The 15,865-nt window shown below is 62.7% G+C and carries 22 protein-coding genes; 10 read left to right on the forward strand and 12 right to left on the reverse strand.

What is annotated here, in order from left to right:
• The first annotated feature begins 1 nt into the window (after position 1).
• The 10 genes from HKK53_RS09510 to HKK53_RS09555 all read left to right on the forward strand — a co-directional run bounded on the left by HKK53_RS09510 (position 2) and on the right by HKK53_RS09555 (position 7,335).
• On the forward strand, positions 2 to 445 hold the full coding sequence (locus HKK53_RS09510; protein WP_169370613.1) for a type III secretion protein: 444 nt from the start codon (positions 2 to 4) through the stop codon (positions 443 to 445).
• 4 nt (positions 446 to 449) lie between these two features.
• Positions 450 to 1,001, forward strand: coding sequence for a type III secretion system HrpP C-terminal domain-containing protein (locus HKK53_RS09515; protein WP_237150762.1), 552 nt, complete (start codon positions 450 to 452; stop codon positions 999 to 1,001).
• Entirely contained in the window at positions 998 to 1,714 is a 717-nt protein-coding gene (locus HKK53_RS09520; protein ID WP_169370614.1) for a type III secretion system protein, read from the forward strand. The genes HKK53_RS09515 and HKK53_RS09520 overlap by 4 nt, the downstream gene beginning before the upstream one ends.
• A complete protein-coding gene (locus tag HKK53_RS09525) occupies positions 1,704 to 2,069 on the forward strand; it encodes a FliM/FliN family flagellar motor switch protein (RefSeq protein ID WP_169370615.1) in 366 nt (121 codons plus the stop codon). The genes HKK53_RS09520 and HKK53_RS09525 overlap by 11 nt, the downstream gene beginning before the upstream one ends.
• A complete protein-coding gene (gene sctR / locus HKK53_RS09530; RefSeq protein WP_169370616.1) occupies positions 2,066 to 2,719 on the forward strand; it encodes a type III secretion system export apparatus subunit SctR in 654 nt (217 codons plus the stop codon). The genes HKK53_RS09525 and sctR overlap by 4 nt, the downstream gene beginning before the upstream one ends.
• A gap of 8 nt (positions 2,720 to 2,727) precedes the next feature.
• On the forward strand, positions 2,728 to 2,994 hold the full coding sequence (sctS, locus tag HKK53_RS09535; RefSeq protein ID WP_123365535.1) for a type III secretion system export apparatus subunit SctS: 267 nt from the start codon (positions 2,728 to 2,730) through the stop codon (positions 2,992 to 2,994).
• On the forward strand, positions 2,994 to 3,788 hold the full coding sequence (gene sctT / locus HKK53_RS09540) for a type III secretion system export apparatus subunit SctT (RefSeq protein WP_169370617.1): 795 nt from the start codon (positions 2,994 to 2,996) through the stop codon (positions 3,786 to 3,788). The genes sctS and sctT overlap by 1 nt, the downstream gene beginning before the upstream one ends.
• Entirely contained in the window at positions 3,785 to 4,861 is a 1,077-nt protein-coding gene (sctU, locus tag HKK53_RS09545) for a type III secretion system export apparatus subunit SctU (RefSeq protein ID WP_169370618.1), read from the forward strand. Before sctT ends, sctU begins: the two co-directional genes overlap by 4 nt.
• Before the next feature lie 75 nt (positions 4,862 to 4,936).
• Positions 4,937 to 5,863, forward strand: coding sequence for a type III secretion system chaperone (locus tag HKK53_RS09550; protein ID WP_169370619.1), 927 nt, complete (start codon positions 4,937 to 4,939; stop codon positions 5,861 to 5,863).
• The gene (locus HKK53_RS09555; protein ID WP_169370620.1) at positions 5,854 to 7,335 is read left to right on the forward strand and encodes a hypothetical protein; all 1,482 of its coding nucleotides are present in this window, start codon (positions 5,854 to 5,856) and stop codon (positions 7,333 to 7,335) included. Before HKK53_RS09550 ends, HKK53_RS09555 begins: the two co-directional genes overlap by 10 nt.
• Here the strand turns inward: HKK53_RS09555 and HKK53_RS09560 are convergent.
• From HKK53_RS09560 to HKK53_RS09615, 12 genes are all read right to left on the reverse strand, one after another.
• Entirely contained in the window at positions 7,329 to 7,688 is a 360-nt protein-coding gene (locus HKK53_RS09560; RefSeq protein ID WP_169370621.1) for a type III secretion protein HrpV, read from the reverse strand. The genes HKK53_RS09555 and HKK53_RS09560 overlap by 7 nt on opposite strands.
• 5 nt (positions 7,689 to 7,693) lie before the next feature.
• Positions 7,694 to 7,903, reverse strand: coding sequence for an HrpT family type III secretion system protein (hrpT, locus tag HKK53_RS09565; protein ID WP_169370622.1), 210 nt, complete (start codon positions 7,901 to 7,903; stop codon positions 7,694 to 7,696).
• Entirely contained in the window at positions 7,900 to 9,969 is a 2,070-nt protein-coding gene (sctC, locus tag HKK53_RS09570) for a type III secretion system outer membrane ring subunit SctC (protein WP_169370623.1), read from the reverse strand. Before sctC ends, hrpT begins: the two co-directional genes overlap by 4 nt.
• A gap of 1 nt (position 9,970) precedes the next feature.
• Positions 9,971 to 10,402: a type III secretion protein gene (locus HKK53_RS09575; RefSeq protein WP_169370624.1), complete on the reverse strand. Its 432-nt coding sequence runs from the start codon at positions 10,400 to 10,402 to the stop codon at positions 9,971 to 9,973.
• Positions 10,389 to 10,613: a type III secretion protein gene (locus HKK53_RS09580; protein ID WP_133836968.1), complete on the reverse strand. Its 225-nt coding sequence runs from the start codon at positions 10,611 to 10,613 to the stop codon at positions 10,389 to 10,391. Before HKK53_RS09580 ends, HKK53_RS09575 begins: the two co-directional genes overlap by 14 nt.
• A 98-nt stretch (positions 10,614 to 10,711) precedes the next feature.
• Positions 10,712 to 11,287 carry a type III secretion system stator protein SctL gene (gene sctL, locus HKK53_RS09585; RefSeq protein ID WP_169370625.1) on the reverse strand — a complete coding sequence of 192 codons (576 nt, stop codon included), beginning with the start codon at positions 11,285 to 11,287 and terminating at the stop codon, positions 10,712 to 10,714.
• 22 nt (positions 11,288 to 11,309) lie between these two features.
• On the reverse strand, positions 11,310 to 11,840 hold the full coding sequence (locus tag HKK53_RS09590; protein ID WP_169370626.1) for a type III secretion protein: 531 nt from the start codon (positions 11,838 to 11,840) through the stop codon (positions 11,310 to 11,312).
• Entirely contained in the window at positions 11,837 to 12,640 is an 804-nt protein-coding gene (gene sctJ / locus HKK53_RS09595; RefSeq protein WP_169370627.1) for a type III secretion system inner membrane ring lipoprotein SctJ, read from the reverse strand. The genes HKK53_RS09590 and sctJ overlap by 4 nt, the downstream gene beginning before the upstream one ends.
• 7 nt (positions 12,641 to 12,647) lie before the next feature.
• Positions 12,648 to 13,007 (reverse strand): type III secretion system inner rod subunit SctI, encoded by a 360-nt coding sequence (sctI, locus tag HKK53_RS09600; RefSeq protein ID WP_169370628.1) that lies wholly within the window; start codon positions 13,005 to 13,007, stop codon positions 12,648 to 12,650.
• A 57-nt stretch (positions 13,008 to 13,064) separates the two neighbouring features.
• Positions 13,065 to 14,015, reverse strand: a complete 951-nt coding sequence (locus HKK53_RS09605; protein WP_336604968.1) for a hypothetical protein — start codon at positions 14,013 to 14,015, stop codon at positions 13,065 to 13,067.
• A gap of 57 nt (positions 14,016 to 14,072) precedes the next feature.
• Positions 14,073 to 14,402, reverse strand: a complete 330-nt coding sequence (locus HKK53_RS09610) for a hypothetical protein (protein ID WP_169370630.1) — start codon at positions 14,400 to 14,402, stop codon at positions 14,073 to 14,075.
• A gap of 28 nt (positions 14,403 to 14,430) precedes the next feature.
• On the reverse strand, positions 14,431 to 15,414 hold the full coding sequence (locus tag HKK53_RS09615; protein ID WP_169370631.1) for a sigma 54-interacting transcriptional regulator: 984 nt from the start codon (positions 15,412 to 15,414) through the stop codon (positions 14,431 to 14,433).
• Between the last annotated feature and the right edge of the window lie 451 nt (positions 15,415 to 15,865).

The raw sequence follows: 15,865 nt of genomic DNA on the forward strand, positions 1-15,865 counted from the left end.
CATGGACGACGAACTCGAAGCCGACCCGGACCGCGCCGCCCTGGAACAAGTGATCGGCGTGCTGACGCCTTTGCGCCAACACCGCCAGGCCCGTGCCGAACGTGCCCAGCGTCAGTTGCAGGATGAGTTGCAGGCGATGTACGAACAGTTGCGGCTCACCGAGCAGTCGTGGGTTCAGGAACGGGACAACCAAAAGGTCCGGCGTCAGCAGTTGTCGGCCGCGCACCTGCAGAAAACCATGGCGCTGGATGACGTCGACCGCTGGCATGACAAGGAACGCCGCATGCTCGACCGCCTCGCCTACATCCGCCAGAACGCCAACCAATTGCGCTACGGCATCGAGCAGCAACACCTGCGCATCGAGCAAGCGCGGCTGGAAGCCAAGGCCCGCCAGCGCGCCGTGGAAAAACTCGCCTGCATGAGCGAGACCCTGAATGAGGAATGAGCTTTTGAACGCACCGATCCAGCACCAGGCGCCGCGTCCGCCCCAGAAACCGGCACCGGCGGCGATCCAGCCCCGGGCCGACAATCCAGCGGCCGCCAATGCGCAACCTCGGCGCAACGAGCCGGAGCGCGGTCGTTTGGCGGACAGCCGACTGAATCAGGGCCGCGACAGCACCCGCCACCTGGATGCCGACGGCTTGTTCTTCGAGCAACTGCTGGTGCCGTCGGGCAGCGGCAAGGGCGATCAGTCGGGCACCGGTGGCGGCAGCCATTTCAACATGTTCGCCCCGGCCGACGGCGTGCCGACGCAATTGATTGATGAGCTGGCGCTGCAACTGCCGGCCTACGGCAACCGCCCGTTCAGCGCCACGTTGCTGATGCCCAACCTGGGCAAGGTTCAGGTGCGGGCGAACAAGCGTGACAGCCGTTGGGCGATTGAACTGGGCTTCGAGCGCAGTGACGTGCTGACGCGTTTGAGTGCCCGTCATCAAGCCTGCGAAGACGCGTTTGCCGACGCACTGGGGCACGACGTTGACCTGTCGATGGGGGTCGCATGAAGCCGCTGACACTGCGCCAGGTTGCGCCGAGCGTCGCCGCCGCCAGCCGATTGCTGGGCCGTGGTTGTTGGCTGGATTTTTCCAGCGCGGGGGATGACGGGCGCCTGACCTTGAGTCCGCTGCGGTCCTTCGATAGCGCTGCCACCGTGCCATTCGGCAGCGCCCGTGGCCTGTTGCGCCTGGGCAATGCCGATGCGCTGTTGAGCCTGTTCGGCACCGCGCCGGTAGTCTGCGCCGGCCCGCTGCAGCCCTGGTACTGGCAATACGTGAATCAACAACTGAGCCCGACGTTGGCCGGGTTGTTCGCGCCGCTCGAACCCCTCGACGGCGTCGATGAGCCGCTGCCCGAGCGCTTCGATTGCCGCCTCAGCGTGCAACGGGCGGGCGAAACCGTACACGGCGTACTGAGTTGCGCCGCCGACACTTTGCTGCGGGTGTTGGACGCCGCCCAATGGCAGGCCATCGAACAAGCGCTGCCGGCGGATTGGCCGCTGCACTACCCGGTGGTGCTCGGCCGCCTGGCCCTGACGATTCAGCAATTGGGCTCGCTACGGGTGGGCGATGTGGTGCTGCCCAACGAGCCGGGGTTCGACAGCGAAGGACACGGCCACCTGCGATTGGGTGCCCGTGATTGGGCGGTCGATGCCGAGGCGATCGACGGCAACTTGCAACTGCGGCTGATCCGCGAAAAGGACCTTCACGATGGACAATGACCCACTGTACGAAGACGATTTGCCGGAGATTGACGGCGACATCGCCGAAGCCGACATCGAAGTGACCGAGCCCGTCGACGAGCAAGCGCCAGACGAATCGATTGCCCAGGACCCGGTCCTGCCCTCCTCGCCCCTGGCCGGTTTGAGCCTCGACCTGACGGTGCGCAGTGGCAGCGTCAACCTGAGCCTGGAAGCCTTGCAACGCCTGGCGCCGGGTTCGGTGCTGGACGTTGCCGGCGTGACGCCCGGCGAAGCCACCCTGTGCCATGGCGAGCGCGTTGTCGCCCACGGCGAATTGGTGGATGTCGACGGGCGCCTCGGCCTGCAAATTACCCGGGTGGTATTCGACCGATGATCATGGAAGGCATGAACCCGATCATGCTCGCGCTGCTGCTGGGCGCGCTGTCATTGGTCCCGTTGTTTCTGATCGTGTGCACGGCGTTCCTGAAAATCTCCATGGTGCTGCTGATCACCCGCAACGCCATCGGCGTGCAGCAAGTGCCGCCGAACATGGCGATGTACGGCATCGCCCTGGCCGCGACGATGTTCGTCATGGCCCCGGTGGCGCATGAAATCCAGCAGCGGGTGCAGGACAACCCACTGGAAATGGGCACCACGGAAAAACTCCAGGTCAGCGCCAATACGGTGATGGAGCCGATCCAGCGCTTCATGAGCCGCAACACCGACCCGGATGTGCAGGCCCATTTGCTGGAAAACACCCACCGCATGTGGCCGGCAGAAATGGCGGAAAAGGCCAGCAGCAATGACCTGCTGCTGGCGATCCCGGCGTTCGTGCTTTCGGAGTTGCAGGCCGGGTTCCAGATCGGGTTTCTGATCTACATCCCCTTCATTGTCATCGACCTGATCGTCTCCAACCTGCTGCTGGCGCTGGGCATGCAAATGGTCTCGCCCATGACCATCTCGCTGCCGCTCAAGCTGTTGCTATTCGTGCTGGTCCAGGGTTGGTCGCGGCTGCTCGACAGTCTGTTTTATTCCTATATGTGAGGCCCACCGTGGAAGCATTGGCACTGTTCAAGCAAGGCATGTTCCTGGTGGTCATCCTCACCGCGCCGACCCTCGGCGTCGCGGTGTTGGTCGGCGTGCTGACGTCGCTGTTGCAGGCGCTGATGCAGATCCAGGACCAGACCTTGCCCTTCGGCATCAAGCTGGCCGCCGTGGGCCTGACCCTGGCGGCGACCGGGCGCTGGATCGGCGTCGAATTGATCCAGTTCATCAACCTCTCGTTCGACCTGATTGCCCGCTCCGGCGGCGCCCATTGATGCCGTTCAACGCCGAGCAACTGTTCGAGCTGATGCTCGGCATGGGCCTGGCCATCGCACGGATTCTGCCGTGCCTGATCCTGGTCCCGGCATTCTGCTTCAAGCACATCAAAGGGCCGCTGCGCTACGGCGTGACCTGCGCGATCTCCCTGGTGCCGGCACCGAGCATCGGCCGGGTGCTGGCCCTGGAAAACGACAACTGGTACACCATCGTCGGCTTGCTGCTCAAGGAGTCGGTGCTCGGGGTGTTGCTGGGGTTGTTGCTGTATGCACCGTTCTGGATGTTCGCCACGGTCGGCGCCTTGCTCGACAGCCAGCGCGGCGCCCTGAGTGGCGGGCAGATGAACCCGTCGCTGGGGCCGGACGCCACGCCGTTGGGCGAGCTATTCCAGGAAGCGTTGATCATGCTGGTGATTCTGTCCGGTGGTCTGTCGCTGATCACCCAGGTGATTTGGGACAGCTATGAAGTCTGGCCGCCCACCGTGTGGTTGCCCGGAATGAACGCCCAAGGCCTGGATATTTTCCTCGGCCAATTGAACCTGACCCTGCAACACGCGCTGCTCTACGCCGCGCCGTTCATTGGCCTGCTGCTGTTGATCGAGGCCGCGTTCGCCATCGTCGGCTTGTACGCCCAACAGTTGAACGTCTCGGTGCTGGCGATGCCGGCCAAGAGTATGGCCGGGCTGGCGTTCCTGCTGGTGTACCTGCCGACCCTGCTGGAGTTGGGCAACGGCCAATTGCAAAAGCTGCTCGATCTCAAGTTTCTGCTCGGCCATCTGGTGCTGGTGCCATGAGCGAAAAAACTGAAAAGGCCACGCCGAAGAAACTGCGCGATGCCCGGGAAAAAGGCCAGGTCGGGCAAAGCCAGGACCTGAGCAAATTGCTGGTGCTGATGGTGGTCAGCGAGGTCTGCCTGGGCATGGCCGATCAAAGCGTGGAGAAGCTGGAATACCTGCTGACCCTGTCATTGAAACGCATGAACGAACCGTTCCTCAGCACCCTGACCGAACTGATCGGCGAGGCCACCTGGGTGTTGATCACCTTCATTCTGCTAAGTGTCGGCGTGGCCATGCTGATGCGCATGGCCGGCAGTTGGTTGCAAATCGGATTTCTGTTCGCGCCCAAGGCGTTGAAAATCGACCTCGGCAAGCTCAACCCCATCGGCCACCTCAAGCAGATGTTTTCCGGGCAGAACCTGACGACCCTGCTGCTGAGCATCCTCAAGGCCATCGCCATCGGCGCGACGCTGTACGTGTCGATCAAACCGGTGCTGGGCAAATTGATCCTGCTGGCGGACTCGGACCTGACCACCTACTGGCATGCGCTGCTGACGCTGTTTCGCAGCATCCTGCGCACCACCCTCGGTTTGCTGCTGGTCCTGGCCTTGGTCGACTACGCGCTGCAAAAGTATTTCCACGCCAAGAAAATGCGCATGAGCCACGAGGACATCAAGAAGGAATACAAGGAGTCCGAGGGCGATCCGCACGTCAAGGGTCATCGTCGGCAACTGGCCCACGAACTGCTCAACGAAGAACCGACCACGCCGGCCAAACCGCTGGAGGACGCCGATCTGCTGCTGGTCAACCCGACGCACTTCGCGGTGGCGTTGTACTACCGGCCAGGCCAGACGCCGTTGCCGCTGATCCACTGCAAGGGCGAAGACGAAGACGCCCTGGCGCTGATCGAACGGGCGAAACGGGCGAAGATTCCGATCGTGCAAAGCGTGTGGCTGGCGCGCACCTTGTACAAGGTCAGGACCGGTCGCCATATCCCGCGCCCGACCCTGCTGGAAGTGGCGCATATCTACCAGGTGATCCGTCAGCTCGACGAAATCACCGACGAGATCATTCAGCTCGAAGACCACTGATTCAGAGCGGCGCATTCACGAAACTGCAACGTTAAAAGGCTTCAATGGCCTTCAAAACTTTCGGCAGTGCAGCTCATGAATTCGTCGCAACTTACGCCCATTCCCGATGCCGCCACACCCTGGTTATTGAACGCCGCCAAACACCTTGGCGTAGCGCCGCAACAGGCCCGGGATTTCGCCCGCAGCGGCGAGTTGCAACTGCCGGGGCTGACGCTGCAACTGAGCCTTTGGCAAACCGAACCTTTCGCGCAGTGGATCGTGCTGGCACAGCTACCGCGTCCCGAAACCCTGACCCCGCTGCAATGGAACGAACTGCTGCTGCGGGCCAACTGCGCGATCAGCGCCATGAGCGCTTGCACCGGCGCACTGGACGAACGCGGACATGGCTTGCTGGTCAAGCGCCTGGGGTTTCAGGCGTACTCGGATCACCCAGGGCTAGCCGCCGAACTCGACCATCTGATCGCCGTCGCGGAAAGCCTGGTCGCGGGGGCTACCGCGTTGACGTCAGGAACGGCCCGCGCCGAAACAACGCCAGGTCCGGCGCCCGCGTCGAATCCTGTCACGGCGCCAGCGGCCAAAGCGGCGATGGACCAGCACTGGCATCGGCCCTTGCTGATTCAGGCGATGCAGCAACTGGGCATCACCGCCCCGCCCGAGGCACAGATTCAGACCGTCGGGATGATCCAGCTCGGCGCCCGGTCGTTCGAAGTGATCGCCGATGGCGACCAGCGCCACCTGCTGGTCAGCACAATCATCGAGGCCCCGCTGCGCAGTGCCGCTCAACGTGAACTAGCCTTACGCGCCAACCTGCAATTAATGCTGCTGAGCGGTTGCGCCGTGGCCCTCGCGCCCCACGGCAGTTGCCTGCAAGCCCGCTGGGATTGCAAAGGGCTGGACGGCGAGGCCTTCGCCGACTGGCTGCTGGATGTTGCCCGACTGGCCGACAGTTTCGTCGCGCCTTCGCCCGCCGCGCTACCCAAGAGGAATCCGGCATGGACATGAGACCCGCAGCACCCGGCATCGCCCCGCCGACGCGCCTCGAATTGCAACCCCTGGGCCGCAACCGAACCCCGGCGGATCTTGAGCGCGGGCAAACACCGCCGCCCCCACCTGGTTTCACTGCGCGGGCGGCACAAGCGGCGATGAGCCTGGGCCAGACGTTCCACCGCAGTTATCTGGCGCCGGCCTATGCAAGCGCCAGCACCGCCGGGGGTGCGGTGCGCGATCAGCTCAAGAGCGGCGCGATCCAGGCCTGGAGTGACAGCGCGGCGAATCTGCCGTCCGGTCGCACCACGCTCGCGGCCGCCGGCCAGACCCTGCAACAGATGGCCACTTGTGGGTTGCCGACCTACGTGCGCGAAGTCGCGTTCATGCACGCCTACAGCGCGCTGGCCGATGGCCTGGCGGAAAAAAGCCCCGGTGGCGCCCTGGTGCTGCAAGCGGCGATTTCCCTGGCGTCGATTGCCACCCAGGTCTACGTGCGCCAACCGCGCCTGGAGCGTCTGGGCGCCGAATCGAACGTCGCCGTGCGTGGTCACTTTGCCCTGAGCGAAGCGAAGTGGAATGGCCTGGCGCCCGACAAACAGGATGCCCTGCGCACGCAGATGCAGCGCGATTCGCGCAACGTCACCCGCAATCAAGTGGTCGCCGAAGCGATCTACCTGAGCCTCGGCGCACTCGGTGCTGCTCGCGGTGACGGCGCCTTGAGCGCGCGGATTCTCTCGACCCAGTTGCGCAACGTGATCTACGCCGTATCGCGCGAAGCGATGCAGGCCAGCCTGAGCATGACCGGCAAGCACGACGACACCAAGACCCACGGGGTCAATCAGGACAACATGGCCCTGCTCGGCTGGGCCTACGGCGCGATGACCCTGACCATGGGCTTCGTCCAGGATTCGGTCAGCCCGCAGACTTTGCCGCCGGGCCAGACGCTGTCGAGCCCGGCATTGACCGGCGCCGATCATTTGCCGCTGCGGGGTGAAGCGCTGGCCAAATCGATCCAGACCCTGGCCGGTACGCGCGCGGCGTTCAACACCGTGATCGCGATCATGGACAATCATCTGCAAAAGCATTTCGACACACGCCAGGCCGGCACCACGCAACAATTCGAAGCGAGCCTGCCGCTCAAGGATTACGGGCGGATTCTCGATCAGTCCCCGGCGCGCGTGGCCTGGACCAGCCTGGCCAGCGCAATCAACATGGCCATGGGCGAAGTCACCCGTGGCAATACCTCAACCGCCCTCGGCAGCTTCCTCGGCAATGCCGGCACCGCTGCGGCCATGGGCCTGGCTTATCGCACCATGAACCAGACATTCCAGGCCCACGGCAGTGTGCGCAAGGCCCTCGACAACCCGCCAGCGCAGACGCCAGCCGCCGTCGCCCAACCGAACATCGAACTGCAGGGCGCTGCCGTCATCAATCGCCGGGCCAATGCCCTGCGCGCGCAAATCGAGAACACTCGGGAAGGTCAGTAAGCGCCATCGCCCAAGTGATCGAGCCCCGCCAGCAGCAGTTGATGCTGGCGGATATCGTCCAGGGACACGTGGCTGCCCGCGCCCATGGGCGTGGCGTGCCAGACCACGAAGTCGCGCTGGGAATCGAGGAACAGAAAGTAATCGGGAAACAGGTGCGACTGGGTGAAGCGCCGCTCCAGTGCCGTGCGCAATTGCTGGGGTTTCAACGAACGGCTTTCGATGTGCAAGGCGATGCCCCAGTCCTGGTGTTCGCGGCGACTGACGAACGAAATACCCGCCGCGACCGGCCAGACCGCAGCCTGTTCGGCGGCGACTTGGGCGTAGAACGCCGACTTCTCTGAAACTCGGATCATAGCCTTCAATCCCTTAATGGCACGACGGTGAAGTCGAGCGTGCGCTCACGCGCTTCGAGGCCCTGGCGCATGTCCGCCGGCCACCAGATCACCAGTTCGCGATCGTTGGAATCGGGCCGATCGCATGCCTCGGCCACACACCCGGAACCCGAGCCCGCGCAACCGGCCAACAGCGCGCACAACGCCAGCAACGTCCCACACAAAACCTGGTTCATGGTGTCGTTCCCTTGAGTAACGAGGCGCGCGCCTGGGCGTTGGCCGTGAGTGATTTGGGTTGGCGCACGGCAATGAACACCTCGCTTTCTTCCCCCGGTTGCAGCCAGGCCTTGGGCCAAGCACTGACGCCCAACACCCAGCGTCCGCCGCAAGTGCTTTCATCGATGCGCTGGGGTTTGTCGCTGGTGTTGCGCGCCACCACCACCGCCACGCCCCACTGCTTTTGCGTGTACCACTGGGCGCGTTCGCCATCGATGGCCACACCTGAATTCGAGTCGCACAAGGTGTTGGGAATGAACGGCAATTGGTCACTGCTGGTGAACCCGGCCGGAGCGATGCCATCGAGCAATTGGGTGAAGGCTTTCTGCACATCGATGCGCGTCGGTAGCGCGCCGTCACGCCGACCGCTGATGCGTTTGGACGCCGCATCCACGTCATCCGGGTTGCCGTTTTCGACGTAGCGCGACGGGTCGACCTGATCACCGATCAGCCGTGGGGTGAGGATAAACAGCCGCTCGCGTTTGCTGGTGCGGTGGCTGCTGGACGTGAACAGCAGTTTGCCGATCAGCGGAATGGCGCTGAGGTAAGGAATCTTGCGCACCTTGTCGTCGGACTCCAATACATGGAACCCACCGACCACCAACGACCCGTGTTCGGCGATCACTGCCTGGGTGCTGACGTTGCCTTTGCGCACGCTCGGTTGCGAGGGGTTGAGTACAGAGGCGTCGATCTGTCCGTCTTCGATGTCGAGGATCAGTTGCACCTGGGACCTGCCTTCGTGATTCAGCGAGCGCGGAATCACCTGCAAACTGGTCCCGGCAGTAATCGGCTGGATATCGGCGACCCGTTCGCCGGTGGCGGTCAGGTATTCGGTGCGACTGAAGTCGATCACCGCCGGTTGGTTTTCCAGGGTCAGGATCGACGGATTGCCCACCACCGTCGCCGAGCCCTTGCCTTCCAGCGCATGAATGGCCAGGGCGAAGCGACCGGAGTTTTCCACCGACAAGGTTGAGCTGGAACCGGAATCGAGCAGCGAGGCACTGACATTGGTGCCGCCGGCCCAGATGTTCCAACTGCTGGACAGCTCGGCCAGGTCTTCGCGGTTGATGTCGAGAATCACCGCATCGATTTCGATCAGGTTGCGCGGTTGATCGAGCTGTTTGACCAGCTTCTGATACAACGCCTTGCGCTTGGGCAAGTCATAGATCAGCACCGCGTTGTTGCGCACATCGGCGCTGACACGGATCCGCGACTTGTTGCCCGCCGCGCCTTTGCCCTTCTTCGAGCCGGTGTTGGCCAGCACCTGATCCAGGCCTTTTTGCAGGTTGTCGGTGTCGAGCCCGCCGAGCAGCGTCGAACCGCCGCCATAGGGACTGCCACCGGCACCCAGCCCGGCGCCCTGGAGCAGGTTGACGCCGTTGATCGTATCGCCCCGGGAGCGGGTTTCGAGCAAGTCCTGAAGAATGCTCGCGACCCCGGCCACCGTCAGTTGCTGGTCGCGATAGCGAATGGTGCGGTCGGCGGCGTTGGCGTACTTCAACGGCAGCACGACGATGTCCTGCTTCTCGTCCGGGGTGTCGACTTTCTTGCTGTAGTCGCGCACGAAATTGACGTACTTGGCCGGCCCGCGCACCAGCACCACGCCTTCGTCGGGCAAGGCGCCCCAGCCGAATCGCGTATCCAGCAGGCCGACGTCGGTCAGGGCACTCTTGAGGTCATCCACCGCATCCGGGGACACCTCGATGCGCGCCGAGGTCTGCTCGCTGGTCGGGCTGATGTACAACGTCTCGTTGTAGACGAACCACTGGAAGTGATGTTCCTGACTCAATCGCTCCAGAAACGCCTGGGGGTTTGGCGCCTTGATACGGCCATCCACGATGCCGTCCACCGGCTCCATTTCAAAGCCCAGGCCAAACTCCTTGGCGAAATCGGCCAGCGCCGTCGCCAGATCCGCCTGACTGGCGTCATAGGCGTACGCCGTGTGTTTCCAGGCTGGCGGCACGGCGGCGAAGGCCGAGGCACTCATCCAGATCAATAGCCAAGGCAACCACTTAAAGGCCTTCATTTCACGCTCCGGGTTGCCAGGTATTGAGGGTCGAACGGGGCAACGCAGCATTCGCCAGGCTGCCCAAAGAATGCTGTAACAGGCTGAGCATCGCGGCGCGCTGATTGGCCAGGTGTTCCAGGCGTTGCAGCAACACCGGGGCGGCACAGGGCGGCGCCTGCCAACTGACCAGCACCAGGCAGTGACTGTCGGGATCGATCGCCAGCGCGCCTTCGCAGTGGCAAGCCACGCCAGCGCTGCTCTGGATCAGCAGCGCGGTCAAGCGATCAGGGTCGGCAGCGTCGTACGGGTCCAGCACGTCGATGCTGCAACGCACGCCGTCTTCGCAGCGGGCGAGTCGGGCGTTGGCCTCGTCGATCCAACAGTCCAGCGGTGCGCCAGCACCTTGCTCGCACCACTGGGTGATCACCGCAACGAAGTCATTGAATTCCATCGATTATCGCTTTCGTCAAACCGTGCTGGGCGCGCAGGCCTTCGCTCAACACCGAGGTCGCGGTGGCCATTTTCTGCGACGCGTCGCTGAACGCCATCATGTCTTCGGGCGAGCCACTGTCCGCAGCGTCGAGGGCCGCCTCGTCAGTGTTGGTCTGGCTGTTGCTGAATGAATGGTCGAGGCGATGCTGCAAGGCTTTGAAACTGATCATGAAGAGTGCTCCACGGAAAGGGTCGCCAGTGAGTGGAGCAAAACCGTCAGCCGGTTCCACTTTTTGCATAAGAGGGGGAAAAAGAAGGCGCCGCCTAGTCAGTCGCCCTGCCCCAGCAGGCAGCGGACCAACCCGGACCAATCAAGATCGAATTCCCCGGCGTCGCTGCTCAGGCGCAGGGTCTGCGGCGGCATCGAGGATTCTTCGCGCAACGTCCACAGCGTGGCGAAACGGCCACCGACGAGCCAGGTCTGCACGTCGGCGAACAGCGCGGGGGGACAGCTGAGGGTCGCGGTGCAGGCATCGCTCTGGCTGGCCGCCAGATGCGTGATCAGCGCTTGTCCGCGCTCGATGACGCTGGTGTCGTCGAACAGCCGGGTCAGCGCCAGCGTGAGCATGGCCTCGGCCGACTCGACCGCCGAGCGTTGCAAGGCCTGGCGCTGGTCTTCCACGGTTTGCAGGAAGGCATTGGCCTGCGCCCAGAACTGCCCCGTCGCCTGATCAAGAGAACGCTGGCATTGGCCTTGCGCCTCGGCGATCAACGCCTCGGCCTGGGCATGGGCGGCGAGCAGCAGGTCACTGGCCCGTTGCGCATCGGCGAGGTCTTCGCGGCGCAGGATCGGTTCGCGCAGCAACGCCTCGGTGCCCAGGGACAAGCGTCGTCGAACCAGCATCAGCGCAGTACTCGGTGGTTGTTCATGGCGTCGAGACGCGCCACAACACGGCGCGCCACAACGTGTCGAGTTTGTTGGGCGGCAGGTCCGTCGCCGGCTCACCGACCTCCCCCGGCGCCCATCCCAGACGCAGGCGTGGCCAGATCGCCGGGCCCAGCCAGGCGCCGAGCAGAGGGCGCATGTCGGTCTGTTGCGGATCAGCCCAAAGCCCCGGTCGCAGGGCCTTGGCCAGGCTGCGACACCAGGCATCGTACCGCGCAGCCACCGTGGTTTCGGCGGGCAGCGGCGCGCAACAGATCGATCGGGCGAGGGCCAGCGCTTGTTGACGTTGCTCCGTGCTCAGCGACAACCACAACAGCACATCGACGTCCGGCTCGGGCGGTTGACTGGGACGCACGCCGAGGCTGGCCAGTAAATCCGCCTGGCGGCTGCGCGTCACAGCGGCGCACGCCTCAGGTTCCAGGCCCTGGACCGCCAGCACCTGCGCCTGCCAGGCCGGGTGCGCCCAACGCCACGTGCAACACCACCAGTTCACCCAGTCGGTCGCGGTCATAGGTTCGCCGGTAACGTCGAATCGCTGCGCCGGCCGGGCCACACACGGGCGAGCAATGCCCCGCGCCAGTCACGGCGCAGCCCCAGGGCCAGCACGGCCAGCAGCAACAGCAGGCTGATCGGAAGCACCAGCGCCATGACGTGCCAGAAGCCGACGTCCGGGCTGTCGATCAGGAACGGGCCGAAACGCACCAGGTTTTCCTTGTCCTGAAACTCCATGGACGGGACGAAGACGATGGCGAATTTTTTCGAGTTGGCCGCTTCCTGAGACATCCCCGGAATACTGCTCGCGACCATTTGCTGAATGCGCCCACGTACGCTGTCCGGATCGAGCGCTGCGGTGTGCTTGATGAACACCGCCGCCGACGCCGGTTGCACCGGTTCGCCAGGGGCGATGCGTTCCGGCAGCACCACGTGGACCCGCGCGACGATCACGCCGTCGATCTGCGACAAGGTCGATTCCAGTTCCTGGGACAACGCATAGATGTAGCGCGCCCGTTCCTCCAGCGGCGTGGAAATCACCCCTTCTTTCTTGAAGATTTCCCCGAGGCTGGTGCGGGCCCGTCGCGGCAGGCCGGCGGCTTCCAGCACGCGCACCGCGCGATTGATGTCGCGGGCGGCGACGATGATGGTCACGCCGGTTTTTTGCATCTGCTTGCGGGCGTCGATGTGCTGGTCGGCGAGTTTGGCGATGACGTCATTGGAGTCCGGCTCCGAGAGGCCGCCGAACAGTTCCGTGTCGTCGCTGCAGCCGCTGAGCAACAGCAGGCACAGCAACACAATCGGGGCAAAGAATTTCACGCCGGGCCTACTGCATGTTGGTCAATTTATCGAGCGCCTGGGCGCTCTTGCTCACCACTTTGGTGGTGATCGCCATCTGCAGCGAGTATTGCGACAGCGAGCGGCTCATCTTGACCATGTCCATCGGATCGGCCGAACCGGCAGCGGTTTTCATCGAGCGCAGCGCCTGCTGCGACAGCTGTTCCTGGGACTGGAAACGCTCGGAGAGCGCACCCACCACACCGTCGGCCATATGCCCCACCGGGGCGGCCTCGTTACGCATGGCGCCATTGAATAAGTCGACATCCGCCTGCGCAGGTCCGGAAACCAGGCCTGGGTCATGCTCGACCGGGACGCCTTTGGGTGCATTGATGGGGGAAAGACTCACGGGCGTTCTCCGGCAGACGGTGTCGAGGGGGTGCGATGGTTCACGGCAATCCTGGGATCAGGAAACGCCCGCGCTCATCACGTCGAGGATGTTTTGCGCCGCTTCAGCGGCCGAACTTTTCAGGCTGTGTTGTTGCAACTGCGGGCTCAGGCCGTTCTGCGCGAGGCTATCAGCGCCGCCCTCCGCGCCTTTGCCACCGGCAATCCCCAGGCCCATTTCCAGGCCTTGCTTGAAGATGTCCATCGGATTGCTGCTGCCTAACAGTTGCGCCAGGTCGTTGGATTGGCCGCCCGAGGACGCATCGTTGGCCGACGGTTCCTGTTGCGGGCTGCCCAGGCCGCCGTTGCCCTGAGTCGATTGCGTGCCCTGCGCACCACCGGCACCCATCTGCTGGGAAATCTGCTCCAGCGCCGCGCGGAATTTCGAGGTTTCACCCTTGTCGAGGAAGTTGTCCTTGCCGCCGCTCTCGTCGAGTTCCTTGCTCCAGGACCCGGAATCCGGCGCACCGAACTGGGCTTTGTTCTGGTCCATGAAATTGGCGACTTGCTGCAGGATCGGTTTGTCGGCCTTAGAGAAAGTCGAGCCTTCGCCCTTGTCGGTCAGCGCATTGTCCAGCGATGACTTGCCCAGACCTTGCAGAGTCTGGGACATCAAATCCTGCCCGCCCTGGCCTTTGCCACCAATGCCGGCATCCGCCGAGGCGCCGAAATTGCTGCCCAGTTTGTCCTTGATCAAATCGCCCAACGCTTTCTTGACGGCGTTCTCTTCACCGCCCTTCCCCCCGGCCAAGGCCATGAACGGGTTCTCTTTTTTAAGTTGTTGTTCAACCATCTTGCCCAAGGGCGAATCGGTATTGAGGTGGCCGCCGGACATCAGCGAACTGCTTAACTTGTCGACCACCCCTTTCATGGAATTAATTGATTCGGAGGCCACGGAAGTTAGGGTCGCCGGAATAGCGCCGCCCATTTTCAGAAGCGAACTGGCACCTGCTGCTAGAGGATTTAACATGGAAGATTCTCGCTAACGATCAAAAGCCCTCTGCACAAACAGAGGGCACAGGGATGATTAATAGCTGATGCCTTTCGCACTTTGTGCGACGTTGGAGATTTGCTTGTTGGCCGCGTCCGTCTGAGCGGAACTGATGGCCTGCAGTGTGTTGCGCTGTTCCGTTTGCATGGCCGCCTGGCCTTGCATGGTGATATTGCGGGCCGATTGCTCGTCCTGCATCTGCATCATTTTCATTTGTGCGTCGGCCGCTTTACCGCCGCCGGACATGTCGGCGGCTGCCGACTGGTTTTGCGCATTGCCTTTAACCGAGTTAGCGGTTTCTTTAACCGAGTTGAAACCATTTACCGCCGTGTTTGCAGCGCCACCTACTCCACCCATACCAGCCATAGTCTTAACTCCACAATGAACACTCGCATCAGTGCGAGATATCCATGAGTGGAGCCGTGGCGGATTTGGGTTCCACTTTTTTTTCCAGGGGATCGTGTTTGAGGAATATATCCAGCGACTTGATGCGGTGATAAAGCGTGCGTCGGGGCACGCCCAATTCCATGCTCACCGCGTCGACGGACTGACCGTGGCGCTTGAGCGCCTCCTGGATCAGGATGCGCTCGATGACCCGCATCTGCGCCTTGAGGGTCTGGCTCTCGGGGTCTTCACCGGGCCCGCCGCCGAGCAACGGAAAACCCAGCACGAAACGCTTGGCCGCGGACTTCAATTCGCGGATGTTGCCGGGCCAGGAATGGCTGAGCAGCACTTGGGTCAGCGCCGCGCCCAGCGCTTTGTGACCCCGCCCCAAGTCTCGGGCGGCGGCGTTGGAAAATTGGGAAAACAGCGGAATGATCTGGTCGCGACGCTCGCGCAGTGCCGGCAACTGGATGGTCAGGACGTTGAGGCGGAAATACAGATCGCGACGAAACAGGCCCTGCTCGACCATTTCATCCAGAGGCCTCTGGGCCGAGGCGATCACGCATAACTCCAGGGGAATGACCGTGGTCGAACCGAGTCGCTCGATAGCCCGGACCTCCAGCACCCGCAGCAGTTTGGCCTGGAGATTGAGCGGCATGCTGTCGATCTCGTCGAGGTACAGCGTGCCGCCCTGCGCCGCTTCGATGTAGCCCATCCGCGAACGACTGGCCCCGGTGAACGCGCCGCTGACCACCCCGAACAACTCGCTTTCGGCCAGCGACTCCGGAATCGCCGCGCAATTCATCGCCACAAACCCGCCCTTGCGCTCCGACAGTACGTGAATGCGTTGCGCCAGGGTGTCCTTGCCGGTGCCGGTCTCCCCCGACAGCAGCAGATCGATGCCCAGTGGCGAGGTGCTTTGCGCAATGATTTTTATGTCCGGGAGGTCGTTATCGCAGTCAAGCTCACAATCAAAGTAATCGTACACACTCATCTACGATCTCCAGATCGGTTTCCTTCAAGTTATGCCCCCGTCCATAGGCTCTGATCGTTGCCTTTGAACTACTTGGTGACTTCAGGGCTTATGACCCCTGCCGTCGTGCCATGCAGTCAATTGTTTCCACGGGCGACACTTCATCCCCGGCACAACTTGCCGAGCAAATAAATAAAGCAATTATTCTAATTATTGGACGAGTGCAAACAATTCAGCAAGTTACTGCAGGGCCGTCGTCACAAGTTGACGACTCCATTGAATAAGGCGCGATTATCCAACAACCGTTAATACAGTACTGACGCGTAGAGATATTGGGGTGAAACCGGTTACAGCTGCACTATTGTGGGGTTAAAGCACCATAATGACGCACAGCAAGCTATCACCGACGCAGCAATACCGAACGAGCTTACTTAAACTTGATTTCAATTATCTGACGGATCATCAGCGCTGC

The organism is Pseudomonas sp. ADAK7, assembly GCF_012935675.1.
GTDB lineage: Bacteria > Pseudomonadota > Gammaproteobacteria > Pseudomonadales > Pseudomonadaceae > Aquipseudomonas.

Coding starts and splice junctions, on each gene's coding strand:
- sctC (WP_169370623.1), bottom strand. CDS start 9,969: ATGAAGGCCTTTAAGTGGTTGCCTTGGCTATTGATCTGGATGAGTGCC.
- HKK53_RS09590 (WP_169370626.1), bottom strand. CDS start 11,840: ATGACCGCGACCGACTGGGTGAACTGGTGGTGTTGCACGTGGCGTTGG.
- HKK53_RS09610 (WP_169370630.1), bottom strand. CDS start 14,402: ATGGCTGGTATGGGTGGAGTAGGTGGCGCTGCAAACACGGCGGTAAAT.
- HKK53_RS09555 (WP_169370620.1), top strand. CDS start 5,854: ATGGACATGAGACCCGCAGCACCCGGCATCGCCCCGCCGACGCGCCTC.
- HKK53_RS09560 (WP_169370621.1), bottom strand. CDS start 7,688: ATGATCCGAGTTTCAGAGAAGTCGGCGTTCTACGCCCAAGTCGCCGCC.
- HKK53_RS09605 (WP_336604968.1), bottom strand. CDS start 14,015: ATGTTAAATCCTCTAGCAGCAGGTGCCAGTTCGCTTCTGAAAATGGGC.
- sctL (WP_169370625.1), bottom strand. CDS start 11,287: ATGCTGGTTCGACGACGCTTGTCCCTGGGCACCGAGGCGTTGCTGCGC.
- HKK53_RS09575 (WP_169370624.1), bottom strand. CDS start 10,402: ATGGAATTCAATGACTTCGTTGCGGTGATCACCCAGTGGTGCGAGCAA.
- sctU (WP_169370618.1), top strand. CDS start 3,785: ATGAGCGAAAAAACTGAAAAGGCCACGCCGAAGAAACTGCGCGATGCC.
- sctT (WP_169370617.1), top strand. CDS start 2,994: ATGCCGTTCAACGCCGAGCAACTGTTCGAGCTGATGCTCGGCATGGGC.
- HKK53_RS09580 (WP_133836968.1), bottom strand. CDS start 10,613: ATGATCAGTTTCAAAGCCTTGCAGCATCGCCTCGACCATTCATTCAGC.
- sctR (WP_169370616.1), top strand. CDS start 2,066: ATGATCATGGAAGGCATGAACCCGATCATGCTCGCGCTGCTGCTGGGC.
- hrpT (WP_169370622.1), bottom strand. CDS start 7,903: ATGAACCAGGTTTTGTGTGGGACGTTGCTGGCGTTGTGCGCGCTGTTG.
- HKK53_RS09550 (WP_169370619.1), top strand. CDS start 4,937: ATGAATTCGTCGCAACTTACGCCCATTCCCGATGCCGCCACACCCTGG.
- HKK53_RS09615 (WP_169370631.1), bottom strand. CDS start 15,414: ATGAGTGTGTACGATTACTTTGATTGTGAGCTTGACTGCGATAACGAC.
- HKK53_RS09525 (WP_169370615.1), top strand. CDS start 1,704: ATGGACAATGACCCACTGTACGAAGACGATTTGCCGGAGATTGACGGC.
- HKK53_RS09510 (WP_169370613.1), top strand. CDS start 2: ATGGACGACGAACTCGAAGCCGACCCGGACCGCGCCGCCCTGGAACAA.
- HKK53_RS09520 (WP_169370614.1), top strand. CDS start 998: ATGAAGCCGCTGACACTGCGCCAGGTTGCGCCGAGCGTCGCCGCCGCC.